This window comes from Rhizobium sp. PK7-22 (assembly GCF_056530405.1).
In genome coordinates this window covers 3636911-3652278 of record NZ_CP096514.1, presented here as the reverse complement: position 1 = coordinate 3652278, position 15368 = coordinate 3636911, and the positions used below count along the sequence as shown (strand labels likewise).

At 64.5% G+C, this 15368-nt stretch carries 17 protein-coding genes; 8 read left to right on the top strand and 9 right to left on the bottom strand.

Annotated elements, in window-relative coordinates:
• Positions 1-51: 51 nt before the first annotated feature.
• The 4 genes from M1E10_RS22695 to M1E10_RS22680 are packed head-to-tail and all read left to right on the top strand — an operon-like array spanning position 52 to position 3253.
• Entirely contained in the window at positions 52-1029 is a 978-nt protein-coding gene (locus M1E10_RS22695) for a zinc-dependent alcohol dehydrogenase (RefSeq protein ID WP_499175050.1), read from the top strand.
• A 12-nt stretch (positions 1030-1041) separates the two neighbouring features.
• Complete coding sequence (locus M1E10_RS22690) at positions 1042-1440, top strand: 6-pyruvoyl trahydropterin synthase family protein (protein WP_499175049.1); 399 nt, start codon at positions 1042-1044, stop codon at positions 1438-1440.
• Positions 1437-2474, top strand: coding sequence for a glycosyltransferase family 4 protein (locus M1E10_RS22685; protein WP_499175048.1), 1038 nt, complete (start codon positions 1437-1439; stop codon positions 2472-2474). The genes M1E10_RS22690 and M1E10_RS22685 overlap by 4 nt, the downstream gene beginning before the upstream one ends.
• Positions 2471-3253 (top strand): class I SAM-dependent methyltransferase, encoded by a 783-nt coding sequence (locus M1E10_RS22680; RefSeq protein WP_499175047.1) that lies wholly within the window; start codon positions 2471-2473, stop codon positions 3251-3253. Before M1E10_RS22685 ends, M1E10_RS22680 begins: the two co-directional genes overlap by 4 nt.
• Here the strand turns inward: M1E10_RS22680 and M1E10_RS22675 are convergent.
• The 7 genes from M1E10_RS22675 to speB all read right to left on the bottom strand — a co-directional run bounded on the left by M1E10_RS22675 (position 3212) and on the right by speB (position 9954).
• Complete coding sequence (locus M1E10_RS22675; RefSeq protein ID WP_499175046.1) at positions 3212-4030, bottom strand: RibD family protein; 819 nt, start codon at positions 4028-4030, stop codon at positions 3212-3214. The genes M1E10_RS22680 and M1E10_RS22675 overlap by 42 nt on opposite strands.
• A 160-nt stretch (positions 4031-4190) precedes the next feature.
• Positions 4191-4961: a carbon-nitrogen hydrolase family protein gene (locus tag M1E10_RS22670; RefSeq protein ID WP_499175045.1), complete on the bottom strand. Its 771-nt coding sequence runs from the start codon at positions 4959-4961 to the stop codon at positions 4191-4193.
• On the bottom strand, positions 4958-5755 hold the full coding sequence (locus M1E10_RS22665; protein ID WP_499175044.1) for an ABC transporter permease: 798 nt from the start codon (positions 5753-5755) through the stop codon (positions 4958-4960). The genes M1E10_RS22670 and M1E10_RS22665 overlap by 4 nt, the downstream gene beginning before the upstream one ends.
• Complete coding sequence (locus M1E10_RS22660) at positions 5752-6606, bottom strand: ABC transporter permease (protein WP_499175043.1); 855 nt, start codon at positions 6604-6606, stop codon at positions 5752-5754. The genes M1E10_RS22665 and M1E10_RS22660 overlap by 4 nt, the downstream gene beginning before the upstream one ends.
• Entirely contained in the window at positions 6603-7637 is a 1035-nt protein-coding gene (locus M1E10_RS22655) for an ABC transporter ATP-binding protein (protein WP_499175042.1), read from the bottom strand. The genes M1E10_RS22660 and M1E10_RS22655 overlap by 4 nt, the downstream gene beginning before the upstream one ends.
• 97 nt (positions 7638-7734) lie before the next feature.
• Complete coding sequence (locus tag M1E10_RS22650) at positions 7735-8823, bottom strand: ABC transporter substrate-binding protein (protein ID WP_499175041.1); 1089 nt, start codon at positions 8821-8823, stop codon at positions 7735-7737.
• Between the two features lie 72 nt (positions 8824-8895).
• Positions 8896-9954 (bottom strand): agmatinase, encoded by a 1059-nt coding sequence (speB, locus tag M1E10_RS22645; protein ID WP_499175040.1) that lies wholly within the window; start codon positions 9952-9954, stop codon positions 8896-8898.
• A gap of 150 nt (positions 9955-10104) precedes the next feature.
• On the opposite strand from speB, the gene gcvA reads away from it, so the two are divergent.
• The gene (gene gcvA / locus M1E10_RS22640; protein WP_499175039.1) at positions 10105-11049 is read left to right on the top strand and encodes a LysR family transcriptional regulator; all 945 of its coding nucleotides are present in this window, start codon (positions 10105-10107) and stop codon (positions 11047-11049) included.
• A gap of 66 nt (positions 11050-11115) precedes the next feature.
• Here gcvA and M1E10_RS22635 read toward each other — a convergent pair whose 3' ends face one another.
• A complete protein-coding gene (locus M1E10_RS22635) occupies positions 11116-11631 on the bottom strand; it encodes a ferritin-like domain-containing protein (protein WP_499175038.1) in 516 nt (171 codons plus the stop codon).
• A gap of 179 nt (positions 11632-11810) precedes the next feature.
• Between M1E10_RS22635 and modB the strand changes: the two genes are divergently transcribed.
• The 3 genes from modB to mmsB all read left to right on the top strand — a co-directional run bounded on the left by modB (position 11811) and on the right by mmsB (position 14633).
• Positions 11811-12512 carry a molybdate ABC transporter permease gene (gene modB / locus M1E10_RS22630; protein ID WP_499175037.1) on the top strand — a complete coding sequence of 234 codons (702 nt, stop codon included), beginning with the start codon at positions 11811-11813 and terminating at the stop codon, positions 12510-12512.
• On the top strand, positions 12509-13579 hold the full coding sequence (gene modC, locus M1E10_RS22625; RefSeq protein WP_499175036.1) for a molybdenum ABC transporter ATP-binding protein: 1071 nt from the start codon (positions 12509-12511) through the stop codon (positions 13577-13579). The genes modB and modC overlap by 4 nt, the downstream gene beginning before the upstream one ends.
• A gap of 169 nt (positions 13580-13748) precedes the next feature.
• Positions 13749-14633, top strand: a complete 885-nt coding sequence (gene mmsB, locus M1E10_RS22620; RefSeq protein WP_499175035.1) for an HIBADH family dehydrogenase — start codon at positions 13749-13751, stop codon at positions 14631-14633.
• 22 nt (positions 14634-14655) lie between these two features.
• Here mmsB and M1E10_RS22615 read toward each other — a convergent pair whose 3' ends face one another.
• The gene (locus M1E10_RS22615; protein WP_499175034.1) at positions 14656-15324 is read right to left on the bottom strand and encodes a sulfite oxidase-like oxidoreductase; all 669 of its coding nucleotides are present in this window, start codon (positions 15322-15324) and stop codon (positions 14656-14658) included.
• Positions 15325-15368: the final 44 nt, after the last annotated feature.

Below are 15368 nucleotides of genomic sequence, written 5' to 3'. Positions count from 1 at the left end.
CGCCTGAGCAGAAATGGGGCAATTGTGACAGTGAAACAAGAGGTCCATGCAATGCCGGGCGAAACTGGAGACGCAACAGCGCTTTGGTTTGAGGCGAAAGCCCGCTGCGCCCTGCGGACTGCAGCGCTGCTGCCGCGTCAGGAGGGGGAGCTCACCGTTCGCGCCTTGTTCAGCGGCATCAGCCGCGGAACCGAAGCACTGGTCTTCAACGGGCAGGTGCCGGAGAGCGAATTTGAACGCATGCGCGCGCCATACCAGGACGGCGACATGCCATTTCCGGTGAAATACGGCTATGCAGCTGTCGGGATTGTCGAGGACGGTCCGGCCGAGATTCTCGGTCGAGCCGTCTTTGCCCTGCATCCTCACCAGGACAAGTTTCGTATCAGGACTGACGATGCCCGTCTGTTGCCGGAGCGACTGCCTGCAGAACGCGCCGTTCTGGCCGCCAACGTGGAGACCGCGCTCAACATCGTCTGGGACGCCGGGATCATGCCGGGCGACCGCGTGGCAGTCTACGGAGCAGGCGTCGTCGGGTTGCTGACGGCTTACATTGCGTCACGCATCGCAGCGACGGATACGGTGGTCTGCGACACGTCACCTGCGCGGCGTCCGGTGGCGGAGGCGCTGGGGTTGAGCTTCTGCGCGCCCGCCGATGTCCCGCAGAACTGCGATGTCCTGATCAACGCGTCGGCCTCGCCTGCTGCCCTCGAAAGCGCTCTCGATCATGCAGGCTTCGAAGCGCGCATCGTGGAAGCGAGCTGGTACGGGCAAAAGCGGGCGGAGATCCCGCTGGGACGGGCGTTTCATGCGCGGCGTCTGTCGATCATCAGCTCGCAGGTCGGCGCAATCGCCGCCAATCGCCGCGCCCGGTGGGATTACGCGCGGCGCATGAGCAAGGCTCTCGAGCTTCTTTGCGACGACCGGCTGGATGCCCTGATCTCCGGCGAAACTTCATTTAATTCCATCGCAGATGCCTATTCGGGCGTTCTCGCGTCTCCCGACACGCTGTGTCACCGCATTCGATACTGAAAAGGAATTGCCATGTTTGCCGTTGAAGTCCGCGACCACATCATGATCGCTCACAGCCTCCCGAGGCCCGTCTTCGGGCCAGCCCAGGGGATGCATGGTGCAACCTTCGTGGTCGATGCCGCCTTTTTCACAGCTGATCTCGACGAGGACGGGCTTGCCGTCGATATCGGTCTTGCGATGCAGGTGCTGGGAGAGGTGCTGAAGCCGCTGAACTACCAGAACCTCGACGAGGTCGAGGCGTTTGCCGGCAAGGTCACCACGACCGAATTTCTGGCGAAATTCATCTTCGACCAGTTGGCGAAGGCGATCGCAGGCGGGCGGCTCGGCGAAGGCAGCGGCCGCATCCGCCGGCTGAAGGTAATGCTGCACGAGTCGCATACCGCACGTGGCTGGTACGAGGCGGACCTTTGAGCCGCACGCTCCATTTTGCCTATCCGGGAGAGCTGCAGACCAGGACCGGCGGCTATGGCTACGACCGGCGGGTGATCGAGGCGCTGGGGGATCTTGGGTGGCATGTGAAACTCGTGCCGCTTGGCGCGGGGTTTCCAGCCAATCCGGATCTCGCGAAGGCCGACAGCGTGCTTGCTGCCGTTCCCGACGACAGCATCCTGATGGTCGATGGCCTAGCCTTCGGGGTCCTTGACGAGGTGGCGGAGACGCTTGGCCGAAGGGTAAGGCTGTTTGCGCTCGTGCATCATCCGCTGGCGCTGGAAACCGGTCTCTCGGACCAGGCGAAGGCGGAGCTTGCGACGCGGGAGCGGGCGGCCTTGGCCTGCACGCGCGGCGTCGTCGTCACGTCCGCCGCGACCGCCCGAGAACTGGTCGCAAATTTCGGTGTTGCGAGCGCGGACATCGTCACGGCGCTACCCGGCACGGATCCCGTGCCGGGCGCGACCGGGAGTGGCGATGTTCCTTGCATCCTCAGTGTCGGCTCACTGACGCGGCGCAAGGGGCACGACGTGCTGATTGCCGCGCTCGCGACGCTGCGCGATCTTTCGTGGACATGCCGCATCGTCGGCAGCCGTGATCTGGACCCCGACGTGGCCGACGCGCTGGAAAGACTGATCCAGACGCTTCAGCTTCAGGATCGGGTGACCCTTGTGGGCGAGGTCGAGGATGTGCAGGCGGAATACGCGCGCGCCGACATCTTCGCCTTGGCAAGCCGCTACGAAGGCTACGGGATGGTGTTTGCCGAAGCGCTGGCCCACGGCCTGCCGATCGTCGGCTGTGCGGCTGGTGCCGTGCCGGAGGTTGTTCCCGCGGCTGCAGGTTTCCTGGTTGCACCGGACAGTCCCGAAGAATTTGCCGCTGCCTTGCGGCGGTTGCTGGACGAGCCGCCGATGCGGAAGGCGATGGCCGATGGCGCGACCCGGGCCGGCGCTGCACTGCCATCCTGGCGCGACACCGCGGCGACCATAGCCCATTTCCTGGAGAGCAGAGCATGAGCGGTTTCGACAAGGAATGGCTGGCGCTGCGCGAGCCTGTCGATCGGAGGTCGCGGGATCGGGGGCTGCTGGAACGCGCTGTGGGTATCGTCGGCGAAGGCGGGCGTATCCTGGATATTGGCTGCGGCACCGGATCGACCTACCGCACGCTGTCTAACGGGCTTTCACCGGCTACCACATGGACGCTGTTCGACTACGACGAGCGGCTGCTGGCGGAGGCAAAACAACGCCATCCGGATCAGGGCATCACGTTCCTCCAGGGGGACCTCAACGACATCGCATCCCTGCCGCTCGAAGGCACGGCGGTGGTGACGGCATCGGCACTGTTCGACCTCTGCTCGCCGGCCTTCATCGATCGCTTCGTGGCCCGGCTCCGGGAGAAAAATGTCGGGCTCTATGCGGCGCTGAATTACGACGGCGAGATGCCCTGGTCTGTCGCCCATCCCCTCGACGAAGCGGTGACGGAGGTCTTCAACGATCACCAGAGAACGGACAAAGGTTTTGGGACGTCCGCTGGACCAGAAGCATGGCAGGTTCTGGCCGAGCGGCTCGAGGCCGAGGGATTTTCGGTGAGCACCGCCTCGAGCCCCTGGATCATGGGTGGCGAGGATGCTGACCTTCAGCGCATGTTCCTGGAAGGCGTCGCCCAGGCCGTCCGGGAGGCGGCGCATCTGCCAGAGGACGCGGTTGCACAATGGCTGGCGTTCCGGCGTGCCTCGATTGAGGCTACCGATAGCTCATGCCGTGTCGGTCATCAGGACGTGCTCGCTCTCCCGTGACACTGCCTGCCGGCTGCGGTTGCGAAAATCGCAGTCGAACACGATGTCCGTGCCGATGTTGTAGACGGTGACATCGGGACGGCGCGCCTCCGCCAGGCGGTCGACCGGTGCGAGCGTGATGCCCATCGGGCCGGACCCGATGATGATCGGCGACACGGAGACGTGAAGCCGATCGACGAGATCGGCGTCCAGGAAGCGCGCAATGGTGTTGGCGCCACCCTCGACGAGCACCGTCGTCAGGCCGCGTTTCGCCAGGCAGTCCAGGATGTCCTGCGGATGCAGGCCTTCGCCGCGGCGGGGCAGGCAGACAACTTCCTGGCTCAGATCCCGCAGCGGCACATCGTCCGCCTGGATGATCAGCACAGGCGTGCCGCCGTCACTCAGCATCTTGGCGCCTGCGGGAATGCGGCCATTGCAGTCGATCACGACGCGCACAGGGCTTTTCCCGGGCACGGAACGGACGGACAGGCTTGGGTTGTCGGCAACCACGGTGCCGACGCCGACGATCACCGCATCCACCAGCGCGCGGCAGCGGTGCAGGTGCGAAATGCCGTCGCAGCCGGAGACATCCTGCGCGTCACCCGTCGGCGTGGCGACCCGGCCGTCGAGCGACTGCCCGACCTGCGCCAGCACGAAAGGGCCGGTGGATCTTGCGACCGGCTCGTAGAGGGGGAAGCAGGTAGACTGAAATCCCGGCCGACGCGCCTGGACCGTACCGTCTTCGCGAAGACTACGAAGATAGTGCCAGGCCTCATCCGTCATCGTCTGTGATTGCATGCGCCTCCACCCCTTCACTCAACAACCCTAGAATGCCGCCATCGGCGGGATGTTCCTGTGGTTGACGATCACATCAATGTGCCGGCCCTGCCGGATGCTATCCGATTTTACGGTGGAGAGGCGCGTGCGGATCATCTGCTCGGTGGACGAGATCCCGACCTCAGCCCAGGTCGGTGAGATAGGTGTTTTCCGAGCGGGAGGCGTGGAAGGCCGCGGCGTCGACCTCGGCGATGAGCAGCGCTTCACCCTCTGCTGGAGCTTCCGCAAGAAGGCTTCCGTCCGGTGCCGCAATGCGCGACAGGCCGGCGTAGGCGAAGCGGTCGTCCGTGCCGCAGTGGTTGACGTAGGCGACGAACACCTGGTTCTCGAAGGCCCGCACGCGGATCATGTGCTCGGCGATGAAGGCGCCGGACCAGCCTGAGGGCAGTGCCGTCGGTACGACCACCAGATCGGCGCCTGCCTGGGCGAGCCGGCGGACGTTTTCCGGAAATTCCACGTCGTAACAGATCAGCATCCCCAGCCGGATGCCGTCGACGGTTGCCAGGATGGAAGAGGGCGTCTCCGGCCGGAACCATTGCCGCTCGTAGGGGCCGTAGAGATGCGACTTGCGATAGGTCGCCGTCTGCCCTTCGCCATCCGTCAGGAAGGCGCTGTTGTAGACATTTTCTCCGGACTTCTCGGCAAAGCCCGCGACGATAGTCAGGCCATGGCGGCGGGCGATCTGCGACAGTTGCTCTGTCTGAGGGCCCTCTGCCGGTGAGGCAAGGGCGGGAAAGCGGTCAGCAGCGCCATAGCCGGTCAAGGCGAGCTCGGGAGCGATCAGCAGCCGAACGCCCTGGCTCGCGGCCTTGCCGGCCGCAGCGTCGATCTTTGCAAGGTTCGCCTCGACGTCGCCGCGGATCGCCTGCATCTGGAAGCCGGCGATCTTCATCGGTCGTCCGCCATGGCGCCCAGCAGTTTCGGCAGGTCGCCGAAGCGGGCAATCAGCCCGAAGACCAGCGCGGCGATGGCCAGGAACAGCACCGTAACCGAGGCCATGATCGGCGTGTAGCCATAGCGCAAGGCGTTGAAGATCTTGATCGGCAGGGTCTCCATCGTGAAGCCCACCGTCATGTAGGCGACGATGTATTCGTTGAGCGACAGCACGAAGGCAAAGGCATAGCCGGAGACGAGATAAGGCAGGATCAGCGGCAGCACGACGGTGCGGAAGATCACCCGGTCGTTGGCGCCCATGGTAGCGGCCGCCTCCACCAGCGATCGGTCGATGGCGGAAAAGCCGAGCGACAGCGTCACCAGCGGCAGCGTGACGAAGAAGATCGCGTGGCTGACGACGGCCGTCCAGGGCTGGCCGTAGAAGCCGGTGGTGGCCCAGAAGGTGAGAAGACCGAGCGCTGTGATCACCGGCGGCAGGGTGAAGGGGGCGACGCCCAGCAACTGGAAGATACTGGCCCAGGGCGCCACCCTGCGCCACAGGAACCAGGCAAGCGGCAGAGCGACGAGAAGCGCCAGCGCCGCCGACAGGGCAGCCAGCGTCAGCGACGCAAAAAGGGCGTTGCGCCAGCCGTCGTCGGTGAAGATCTCGCCGTACCAGGAGAGCGAGAAGCCCTGCGGCGGAAAGGCGAGCGTCTGCTTCTCGTTGATCGACACGCCCACCATCACGATCAGCGGCAGGGCCATGAAGAGCGCGACGGCGAAGAAGAAGAGGCGGCTGAGGAACGTCGTCATACGGCCTCCCTCCGGCGTCCGGCGTAGACGGCAAGCCCGACGAGCGCCAGCGAGACCAGCACCAGGAAGACGGCCATGGCCGCGGCAAAGGGCATGTTCGACTGGTAGATCGCCTGGTCGGTGATCAGCACCGACAGCGTCCAGTGCTGCGGACGGCCGAGAAGCTGCGGCAGCAGGTAGGAGCCGAGCGCGAAGATGAAGACCATGATCAGCGTTGCCAAGACGGTGTTGCGCAGGGCCGGGACGACCACCGTGAAGAAGGCGCGCATCGGCGAGGCGCCGAGCGTTCGGGCGGCCTCCGTCAGCGTCGGATCGAGCCGCACCAGAGCGGGGTAGAGCACCAGAACGGTATAGGGCAGGGCCTGATAGGTCATGGCCGTCATGACCGCGCCGAAGCTTGGTGTCAGCGCCTGCGGTCCCTCCATCAGCCCGAAGTAGGCGAAGAGATTGGTAATCCCCGCCGTGCGCGAAAACAGGGTCGACCACGCAAAGCCGATCATCACTTCGGAGAGAGAGAGGATCGAGAGCAGCACCACCAGCCAGAGGATCTGGACGTTTCGCGCCGACCGCGAGAGGAGGTAGGTGAAGGGAACGCCGATCGCCACGCAGGCAGCGGCGACGGCCATGGCCAGAAAAAGCGAGAAGCCCAGCACCTTGCCGAAGAAGAGGCTGATGAAGCGGGCATAGTTGTCCCAGATGAAGGCTGGCTGATAGAACCCGCCCTGCTCTCGCTCGAAGAAGGAGACGGCGATCATCGTCGCGAAGGGAATGACGAAGAAGACGATCAGCATGCCGGCCGGGAAGACCAGCGGTCCGTAATCGGCTAGGCGCTGCGGCGCTTCGCGTCTCATGACGCCAGCACCACGCTGGTTTGCGGATCGAGGCGAATACCGACGTCCTGTCCCACGGTGACCACGGGCCGGTCGCGGGGGGAGGAGACGGCGACGATCTGCTGACCGGCGGCTTCCACGAAGGTTTCCACCGTGCCGCCGAGGTCGCGGATGAAGGTCACCGTGCCGGTGATGGGCTCGCCGCCGGGCGCGGTCAGTTGCACGTCTTCCGGGCGCACGGAGATCGTGCCGGTCTTGGCGGTGCCGAGCTGCAACCCATCAACCGAAGCACCCAGAAGGGTGGCACGGCCACTGGCTTCCGCGGCGAAGGGAATGAGATTGGTGGAGCCGATGAAGTCGGCCACGAAGGAATCGGCCGGGCGGCGGTAGATGTCGACGGGTGCTGCCGCCTGGCGGATCTGGCCACCATTCATGACGACGACGGTATCGGCCATGGTCATGGCTTCGCGCTGGTCATGGGTGACGACGATGGTGGTGATGCCGAGGCGCTGCTGCAACTGGCGCAGCTCCACCTGCATGGCTTCGCGCAGCTTGGCGTCGAGCGCCGAGAGCGGTTCGTCCAGCAGGAACAGTTTCGGGGAGATCGCCAAGGCGCGTGCGATTGCGACGCGCTGGCGCTGGCCGCCCGAAAGCTTGCTGACGGAGCGGTCGGAGAAACCCGACAGGTGGATCATCGCCAGAAGCTCGTCGACGCGCTTCTTCTGGTCGGCCTTGTCGACGCCGCGGATGCGCAGCGCATAGGCGATGTTTTCGCCGACGGTCAGATGCGGGAAGAGGGCGAGCGACTGGAAGACCATGCCGAGGTTACGCCTGTGCGTCGGAACCTCGGTGATGTCCTCGCCGCCCAGCGTGACCGATCCGGCACTGGGAAGGTCCAGACCGGCGATCATGCGCATCAGCGTAGTCTTGCCGCAACCGGAGGGGCCAAGCAGACACACGAAGGTGCCATCGGGAACCGACAGGTTCACCTCGTCGACCGCGGTGAAATTGCCGAACCGCTTCGTCACATTGTTGAGGATCAGTCCGGACATTCGCTCTCCGCTCGTTTTGTCGGGGCGTCGATTAGCGCATTTGAAACGGGACAACCACCCCCACCGCAAAGGGTGAGGGTGGGTAGAGAAGGCCGGATCAGCCGGCGATCATCTCGGTCCACTTCTGGTTCAGGAAGTCGGACTTCTGCTGGTACATGTCGTAGCGCGGAACGATCGGGTCGATGTCGGAAGACACGGCCGCGAACTCCTCGGCGGTGAGGTCCAGCAGATCGCGCTTGACGGTCGGCGAGGTGCCGACCTTGCGCGACAGGATCGCCTGGATTTCCGGCTGGCACATGTAGTTGATGAAGACATGAGCTTCTTCGAGCTTCTCCGAAGCACGCGATACCGCCCAGCTGCCGGAATCGAGGATGCCGCCTTCCTTGGGGAAGGTCGAGCGGACCGGGTTGCCATCCGCAGCCGCCAGACCGGTGACGTCGTGGTAGTACTGACCCATCGGGATCTCGCCGGACTTCAGGGCCTGTTCGAACTGCGCCTCGTCGCGGTACCAGAGCCGGACGTTTGGCTTCACTTCAGCAAGCTTGTCGAAGACCTTCAGGATGCCTTCTTCCGTGTCCAGCACCTCGGTTCCGCCGAAGTGGGTCTTGGCGGTGACTTCCAGCAGGAAGGAGTTGGACACCAGCGCCAGCAGGCCGAGCTTGTCAGCATTGGCCGGATCCCAGAGCGCTGCCCAGGAGGTTGGCGCTTCCGGATAGCTATCGGTGTTGGTGACCAGCGTGATGTACCAGGACACGGCGCCAATGCCGGCGACGCGGCCGTCCGGATACTTGTTGATGAAGGTCTCGATCAGGCCGGAGGCGTTCTCGATCTTTGCCATGTCGAGGGGAGCCCAGAGATCCGTCGACTGGCCCTTCAGCAGGGCAACCTGGGACATCATGGAGACGTCGGCAGGAGCCTGGCCCGCGCGTGCGGCCTGCTCCAGTTGCACCAGCCAGGCTTCACCCGTCGGCTCGGCGACCGACTGGATGGCGATGCCGGTTGCCTTGGTGAATTCCGGGAAGATGTTGTTGTCGAAGGAATCCTTGAAGTAGCCGCCGTAGACGCCGACCGTCAGGGACTTGTCCTGCGCGCGCAGGATCGACGGCATGGCCAGCAAGGATGCTCCGGCGAGGCCGGCACCCAGCACCGCACGGCGGCTGGCTGTGGTTTTCATGATGTCACGCATATTGTTCTCCTTTGTTTGCCGGCAGGTTCTATTGCCTGCGCAGCGCGTTCCCGCTCTTGTCGCTATCTTACGTCAGTCGTTGCCCTTCAAGGAAGGGCTGAAGACCATCATGCTGAGGATTTCAAAGAGCATTTGTGCACCGGCCTGGGCGGTATTGGTCGTCGTGTCGTATTGCGGTGCCACTTCCACCACGTCGCCGCCGACGAGGTTGATGCCCTTGAGGCCGCGGATCAGTTCTAGCACCTCGCGCGTCGTCAGGCCACCGATCTCCGGCGTTCCGGTGCCGGGGGCAAAGCTCGGATCGAGGCTGTCGATGTCGAAGGACAGATAGGTGGGACCATCGCCGACGATGGCTTTTGCCTTCTCGATGATCGCGGGCATGCCCATGCCGGATACGTCTTCCGCGTGGATGACCGTCATGCCGGAGGCGTAGGAAAACTCCCAGATGTATTCGGCCGCACCGCGGATGCCGATCTGGATCGTGCGCGTCGGGTCGAGGACGCCATCCAACACGGCGTTGCGGAAGGGGCCGGCATGGTGGAACTTGCTGTGGTCGAAGGGGCCGCTCGTGTCGCAATGGGCGTCGATATGGATCATGCCGACCGGTGCCTTTTTGCCGACGGCCTTCAGGATCGACTGGCTGATGGAATGGTCGCCGCCGACGGCGAGCGGCAGGACACCGGCATCCACGATCTGGTTGAAGCGCTTCTCGATGTCCTCATGGCACATTTCGAGATTGTAGCGGCTGCGCAGCGGCACATCGCCGATGTCGGCGACGCGGATGTCGAAGACCGGTGCGGTCTTCAGTACATGGTTGTAGGGCCCGATCCGCTCGACTGTGCGCAAGGCTCGCGGTCCGAAACGGGATCCCGGCCGGTTGGTGACGCCGAGGTCCATCGGCACGCCGGTGATTGCCACCTGCAGGTTGCCGAAGTCCGGATCTTCCGCATCAACAGGCATATGAGGCGCCGAGACGAAGGTGGGTACGCCGGCATAGGGGGCAAGTCGGGTGCCGCTCGCCGAGAAGATCTTGTCGGCCACCTTCCGGAATTCAGGATCGTAGAGGTCGCCGCCGTGACCCGAGCCGTATTTATCCCGAAGTTCGCGCAGCTTTGCTTCGTCCAATGCCATGATGTCCGACCGTTTCCTCGCCTGTGCCTAAATTTAATTCTCAAGGCGTTGCCGCCTGCCTTTTGAGCATTATCGGCAAAGTCCGGCTGGAAATGCAACTGACAATGTTCTAGCAGTCGCCGTGAGAAAAATTCACATGCGAGACATTCCGTGACAACTCGTCTGCCTCCGCTCAATCCGCTTCGCGCCTTCGAGGCGACGGCCCGCCATGCTTCCGTGTCGGCGGCGGCACGGGAGCTGCGGGTGACGCATGGAGCCGTCAGCCACCAGATCCGGGCGCTGGAGGAATCGCTGGACATCGTGCTTTTCGAACGTGGCGGACGGCGCCTGAAGCTGACGGCCGCGGGTGCGTTGCTGCTGCCGGCCGTCACGCAGGCGTTCAGCGGTATCGCCGCTGCGACGGCGCAGATGCGGCGGCCGGCGACGACCGGCACTCTCACCATCACCTGCGTGCCGGCCCTTCTTTCGTTCTGGATCGTGCCGCGTCTGGCGTCCTTCACCGAGCAGTACCCCGACGTGACGCTGAACCTCGCCGCTTCCAACGACCCCGCCCAGCTTTATTCCCAGGACGTGGACGTCTGCGTTCTCTACGGCGACGGAAACTGGCCGGACGCCTGGACACGGCTCTGGAGCAACCTGCAGCTCTTTCCCGTCGCAAGCCCGACCTTGCTCAACAGCCGGCCGCTGCGCTCGATGCGCGATCTGCAGGATCACGTCCTGTTGCATGGGGATCGTGACGGGCGGGAGTGGAATACCTGGCTCGCGGCGGCCGAGGGGGCCGACTTCCCTCGCCGCAGACAGCACTTCATGGGAGACGCCCGCTTTTCGACCGAGGCTGCGCTGCACGGCCAGGGCGTCGCCCTGGGTGATACGATCACCGCTGCCAAGCTGATTGCGCAGGGGGAACTGCTCGTGCCGTTTGATCTCAGTGTACCCGCCAATGACGCCTTCTACGTCGCCTGCCGGCACGAGATGCGCTCCGCTCCGATCGTGCGCGTCTTCATCGACTGGCTCTTTGCCTCTCTGGAGGCGGATCGCCTGCCGGAGCCCGCAAGTCTCGCCCGGACGGTTTTGCGGGGCCGCCTGGGGAAGTAAACGGATAAACAGGGCGGCATCCGAATGGATGCCGCCCTGTCCGTTGTCGACTGTAAAGCGCTTTGGTCAGACCTTCGCGGTCTCACCGGCTTCGCGGAGGCTCGCAAAGCGGAGGGTGACGGTCCGGAGGTTTTCATCAATCCACTGGGCCATCTGCTCCTCTTCCTTAAGATTGGCCTGGAGCGGGGAGGTGGCAAACGAGAAGCCGCCCAGTTCTGCCAGTGTCAGAAGCGACTTGTAGGACGCGATCTCGAAGTGCTCAAAGGCGTAGTTGGCAAACGAGTTCTTGAGGATCTCGTCACCGGCGACCGTATGGCCCATGGCGGCCATGCCACCCGTAAACGACAGCGCCATGTCCTTCAGGGACGAATGGCTTTCATCCAGCTGCTGGAGCAGTTCGTCGATGCGGGTCATCTGACCTTCCGTTTCACGGACATGCTGTTCGAGGCGGGCAGCGACTTCTGGGTAGTTCTCGATCCGCGAAACCTGCGGCTTCATGATCGACAGGGCCTGGTTTTCCATTGCGTGAGCGTTCTTGAGGCCAGTCACGAAGATTTCGCGGATTGCGCTGGTATCAGCCATAGTGGTTCTCCATCCAAGGGGTTGAGGTCATTGCTCAAACCGCAGGACGTTGTAAATGTTCCGGAACTCGGATCAGCAGCAGCGGGGTCGGATGGCTTTTTGCAAGTCTTCGTACTATCCAGAGATCAAGGCGGGAGAGTTGCGGCACCGGGCTGCAGGAACTGCCGCAGGGGACGGCATTGGACTGGCTGGCGCTGAGCGAGGAGGAATGGACTGCAGTGAGGCTCAGCCTGAAGGTGGCGAGCGTCGCGATGATCTGCAGTCTGCCCTTCGGCATCGTCATCGCCTATGTCCTCGCCCGAGGCCGGTTCTGGGGCAAATCGCTCCTCAACGGGCTGGTACACCTGCCGCTGATCCTGCCGCCGGTGGTGACCGGCTTCCTGCTGCTCGTCAGCTTCGGCCGGCGCGGTCCGATCGGCGCATTCCTCTACGAATGGTTCGGCATCAGCTTCTCGTTCCGCTGGACCGGAGCGGCACTCGCCTGCGCCATCATGGGCTTTCCGCTCATGGTCCGGTCGATCCGCCTGTCGATCGAAGCCATCGACCGAAAGCTGGAGGAGGCGGCCGGGACGCTGGGGGCAAGTCCTGCCTGGGTCTTCGTTTCCGTGACGCTGCCGCTTGCGCTGCCGGGCATCCTTGCCGGCATGATCCTCTCCTTTGCCAAGGCTATGGGCGAGTTCGGCGCGACGATCACCTTCGTCTCGAACATCCCCGGCGAAACGCAGACGCTTTCGGCGGCCATCTATACCTTCACTCAGGTTCCCGGCGGTGACGTGGGAGCGATGCGCCTGACGCTCGTCGCGATCGCGATCTCCTTCGGGGCGCTGCTGGCCTCGGAAGCGCTCGCCCAGATGATCGGACGGCGAGGGCGGCAGTCATGACGCTGACCGTCGAAGCTCGACATCGCCGGGGCGCCTTCTGCCTGGACGCCGGCTTCTCCGCCGAGCGGGGGGTGACGGCGCTCTTCGGGCGATCGGGATCCGGAAAAACGTCGCTGATGCGCATCATCGCCGGCCTCTCGCGTCCGGAAGAAGGGCGGGTTGTGCTGGACGGTGATGTGTTTCTCGACACCGAACGGAACATCTTCGTCCGTCCCTATCGCCGCCGGTTCGGCTACGTATTTCAGGAGGCGCGGCTGTTTCCGCATCTCAGCGTGCGGCGCAATCTCGCCTATGGGGAGTGGTTCTCGGGCGACCGGTCACGACGGGACGAGTTCGACCGGGTCGTGGAGATGCTCGGCATCGCAGCGCTCCTCGACCGGCAGCCCCACGCGCTGTCGGGAGGAGAGCAGCAAAGGGTGGCCATCGGTCGGGCCCTCCTGAGCGCGCCGCGTCTGCTGCTGATGGACGAGCCGCTCGCCGCACTCGACGATGAGCGCAAGGCGGAGATCCTGCCGTATCTGGAACGGCTGCGGGATGAGGCGGGCATCCCGATCGTCTACGTCAGCCATTCGGTTGCCGAAGTCGCGCGGCTTGCCGACCAGGTGGTGCTGATGCAGGAGGGCCGGGTGGCCGCGGTCGGGGATCCCGGGCAGGTGCTTGCCGGCCGCCGTGGCTCAGCGCTCGACCGACGTGAGGCGGGGAGCATCCTCTCCGGTCGCGTCGAAAGCGTGGACGCGGTCAACGGGCTCGCGAGCGTGCGACTGAAGGACCTGTGCCTCCTCGTGCCGGACGCCGGATTGACGCAAGGCGCCGCCGTGCGCCTGCAGATCCCGGAACGCGACGTCATCATAGCCACAACCGAGCCGGTGGGGCTGAGCGCCCTCAACATCCTGCCTGGAACCATCGATGCCATCGAGACGGATGGCGACGGTGCCGTTCTCGTGAGCCTGGCGTGCGGCGGAAATATCATCGCGTCCCGCATCACCTCGTTTTCCGCCGCGAGGCTGAAGCTCCACGTCGGCCAGGCCGCCTTCGCCGTCATCAAGTCCGTGGCGCTGCAACGGTAGCCTCCGAGAGGCTTCAAGAGGCTGGCGCACGGCAATCGCCTGTGCGACATCTGGAAGCGCGGTCGATGAGGGATGGGAGGAGCATCGCTCTGCCTTCACTGCCGCGGCAAGAGTGATCAGTCCGGATGGAGCAGACGCCATGCCTCCGTCCGCAGTCGGGAGGAACAACATGGCAATCAGCATCGCATTCATCGGTCTCGGCAACATGGGCGGCCCGATGGCGGCCAACCTCGTGAAGGCGGGTTATGGCGTCAAGGGGTTCGACCTGTCGCCGGACTCCCGCGAGACCGCCGCGGCGACCGGCATTACCGTCGCGTCCAGCGCGGCCGAGGCCGTTGCGGAGGCGGATGTGGTCGTCACCATGCTGCCGGCGGGGCGGCATGTGCTGGCGGTCTGGCAGGAGCTGACCGCTGCGGTAAAGCCCGGGACACTGCTGATCGACTGCTCGACAATCGACGTCGACAGCGCGCGGCAGGCCCATGTCCTGGCGAAGGCGGCAAGCTGCCTTTCGCTCGATGCGCCGGTCTCGGGCGGGACGGTGGGGGCCGCGGGTGCAACGCTGACCTTCATGGTGGGGGGCGACGAAATTGCCTTTGCGCGCGGGGAGCCAATCCTGCAGGCCATGGGCAAGCGGATCGTTCATTGCGGCGATGCCGGTGCCGGACAGGCCGCCAAGATCTGCAACAACATGATCCTCGGCATCACCATGGCCGGCGTCTGCGAGGCCTTCGTGCTCGGCGAAAAGCTCGGGCTCTCGCATCAGGCGCTGTTCGATGTCGCGTCCACCTCGTCCGGGCAGTGCTGGTCGCTGACCACCTACTGCCCGGTGCCGGGCCCCGTGCCGACCTCGCCCGCCAACAACGACTACAAGCCGGGCTTTGCCGCCGCGCTGATGCTGAAGGACCTGAAGCTCTCGCAGGAGGCAGCCGGTGCGGCGGGCGCGACGACGGAGATGGGCGCGCATGCCGCCAAGCTCTACGAGAGATTTGCCGAAGGCGGCCATGGCGGCGAGGATTTCTCCGGGCTGATCAACTTCCTGCGTGAGAACGCCTGAGCCAAGGACGCCAGGGGTCGCCTCAATCCTCCGAGTAGCGCTCCTCGGCCCAGGGGTCGCCGCGCATGTGATAGCCGTTGTTTTCCCAGAAGCCGGCGCTGTCGGCGGACAGGAAGTCGATCCGCTTCAGCCATTTGGCACTCTTCCAGAAGTAGAGGTGCGGCACGACCAGCCGCACTGGTCCGCCGTGTTCGGCCGTCAGCGGCTCGCCTTGCCAGCGATGCACCATGACCGCGTCCTCGGCGGCGAAATCGGAGAGCAGGAGATTGGTGGTGTAGCCGTCGTAGCTGGTCAGCATCACCGCCGTCGCCTCGGGCTTCGGATCGACGGCATCGAGGAAATCGCGCGTCGAGACGCCGGTCCAGTCGTTGTCGTAGCGGGACCAGGTGGTGACGCAGTGGATGTCGGAGCGAAGCTCCGCCTGCGGCAGGGCGAGGAAGCCGTTCCAGTCGAGGGACAGCGGATTGTTGACGAGGCCGCGCACGTCGAGCCGCCACTGCGCCGTCGACACCTCCGGCTGCTGACCGAGATCGAGCACCGGCCAGTTCTTCACCAGATGCTGACCGGGCGGCAGCCTGTCCTCGGGCCCCGGGCGGGAAATCCGTCCGGTGAGAAAACGCCCTTCCTCCGCCCATTTGCGCTTGGTGCGGGTGAGTTTCGTGTCTTCGGTCTGCATGGGCTCGTCGGCCATGTGCTGTCCTTCCGTTACAATCCCATCCCTTGCCAGTTTCGATA

Bases quoted from the DNA above. Each gene is read 5' to 3' on its own strand.
- M1E10_RS22680 (WP_499175047.1), top strand. From the start codon at position 2,471: ATGAGCGGTTTCGACAAGGAATGGCTGGCGCTGCGCGAGCCTGTCGAT.
- M1E10_RS22655 (WP_499175042.1), bottom strand. From the start codon at position 7,637: ATGTCCGGACTGATCCTCAACAATGTGACGAAGCGGTTCGGCAATTTC.
- modC (WP_499175036.1), top strand. From the start codon at position 12,509: ATGACGCTGACCGTCGAAGCTCGACATCGCCGGGGCGCCTTCTGCCTG.
- M1E10_RS22665 (WP_499175044.1), bottom strand. From the start codon at position 5,755: ATGACGACGTTCCTCAGCCGCCTCTTCTTCTTCGCCGTCGCGCTCTTC.
- M1E10_RS22675 (WP_499175046.1), bottom strand. From the start codon at position 4,030: ATGCAATCACAGACGATGACGGATGAGGCCTGGCACTATCTTCGTAGT.
- M1E10_RS22615 (WP_499175034.1), bottom strand. From the start codon at position 15,324: ATGGCCGACGAGCCCATGCAGACCGAAGACACGAAACTCACCCGCACC.
- M1E10_RS22690 (WP_499175049.1), top strand. From the start codon at position 1,042: ATGTTTGCCGTTGAAGTCCGCGACCACATCATGATCGCTCACAGCCTC.
- mmsB (WP_499175035.1), top strand. From the start codon at position 13,749: ATGGCAATCAGCATCGCATTCATCGGTCTCGGCAACATGGGCGGCCCG.
- speB (WP_499175040.1), bottom strand. From the start codon at position 9,954: ATGGCATTGGACGAAGCAAAGCTGCGCGAACTTCGGGATAAATACGGC.
- M1E10_RS22650 (WP_499175041.1), bottom strand. From the start codon at position 8,823: ATGCGTGACATCATGAAAACCACAGCCAGCCGCCGTGCGGTGCTGGGT.
- M1E10_RS22660 (WP_499175043.1), bottom strand. From the start codon at position 6,606: ATGAGACGCGAAGCGCCGCAGCGCCTAGCCGATTACGGACCGCTGGTC.
- M1E10_RS22670 (WP_499175045.1), bottom strand. From the start codon at position 4,961: ATGAAGATCGCCGGCTTCCAGATGCAGGCGATCCGCGGCGACGTCGAG.
- M1E10_RS22695 (WP_499175050.1), top strand. From the start codon at position 52: ATGCCGGGCGAAACTGGAGACGCAACAGCGCTTTGGTTTGAGGCGAAA.
- M1E10_RS22635 (WP_499175038.1), bottom strand. From the start codon at position 11,631: ATGGCTGATACCAGCGCAATCCGCGAAATCTTCGTGACTGGCCTCAAG.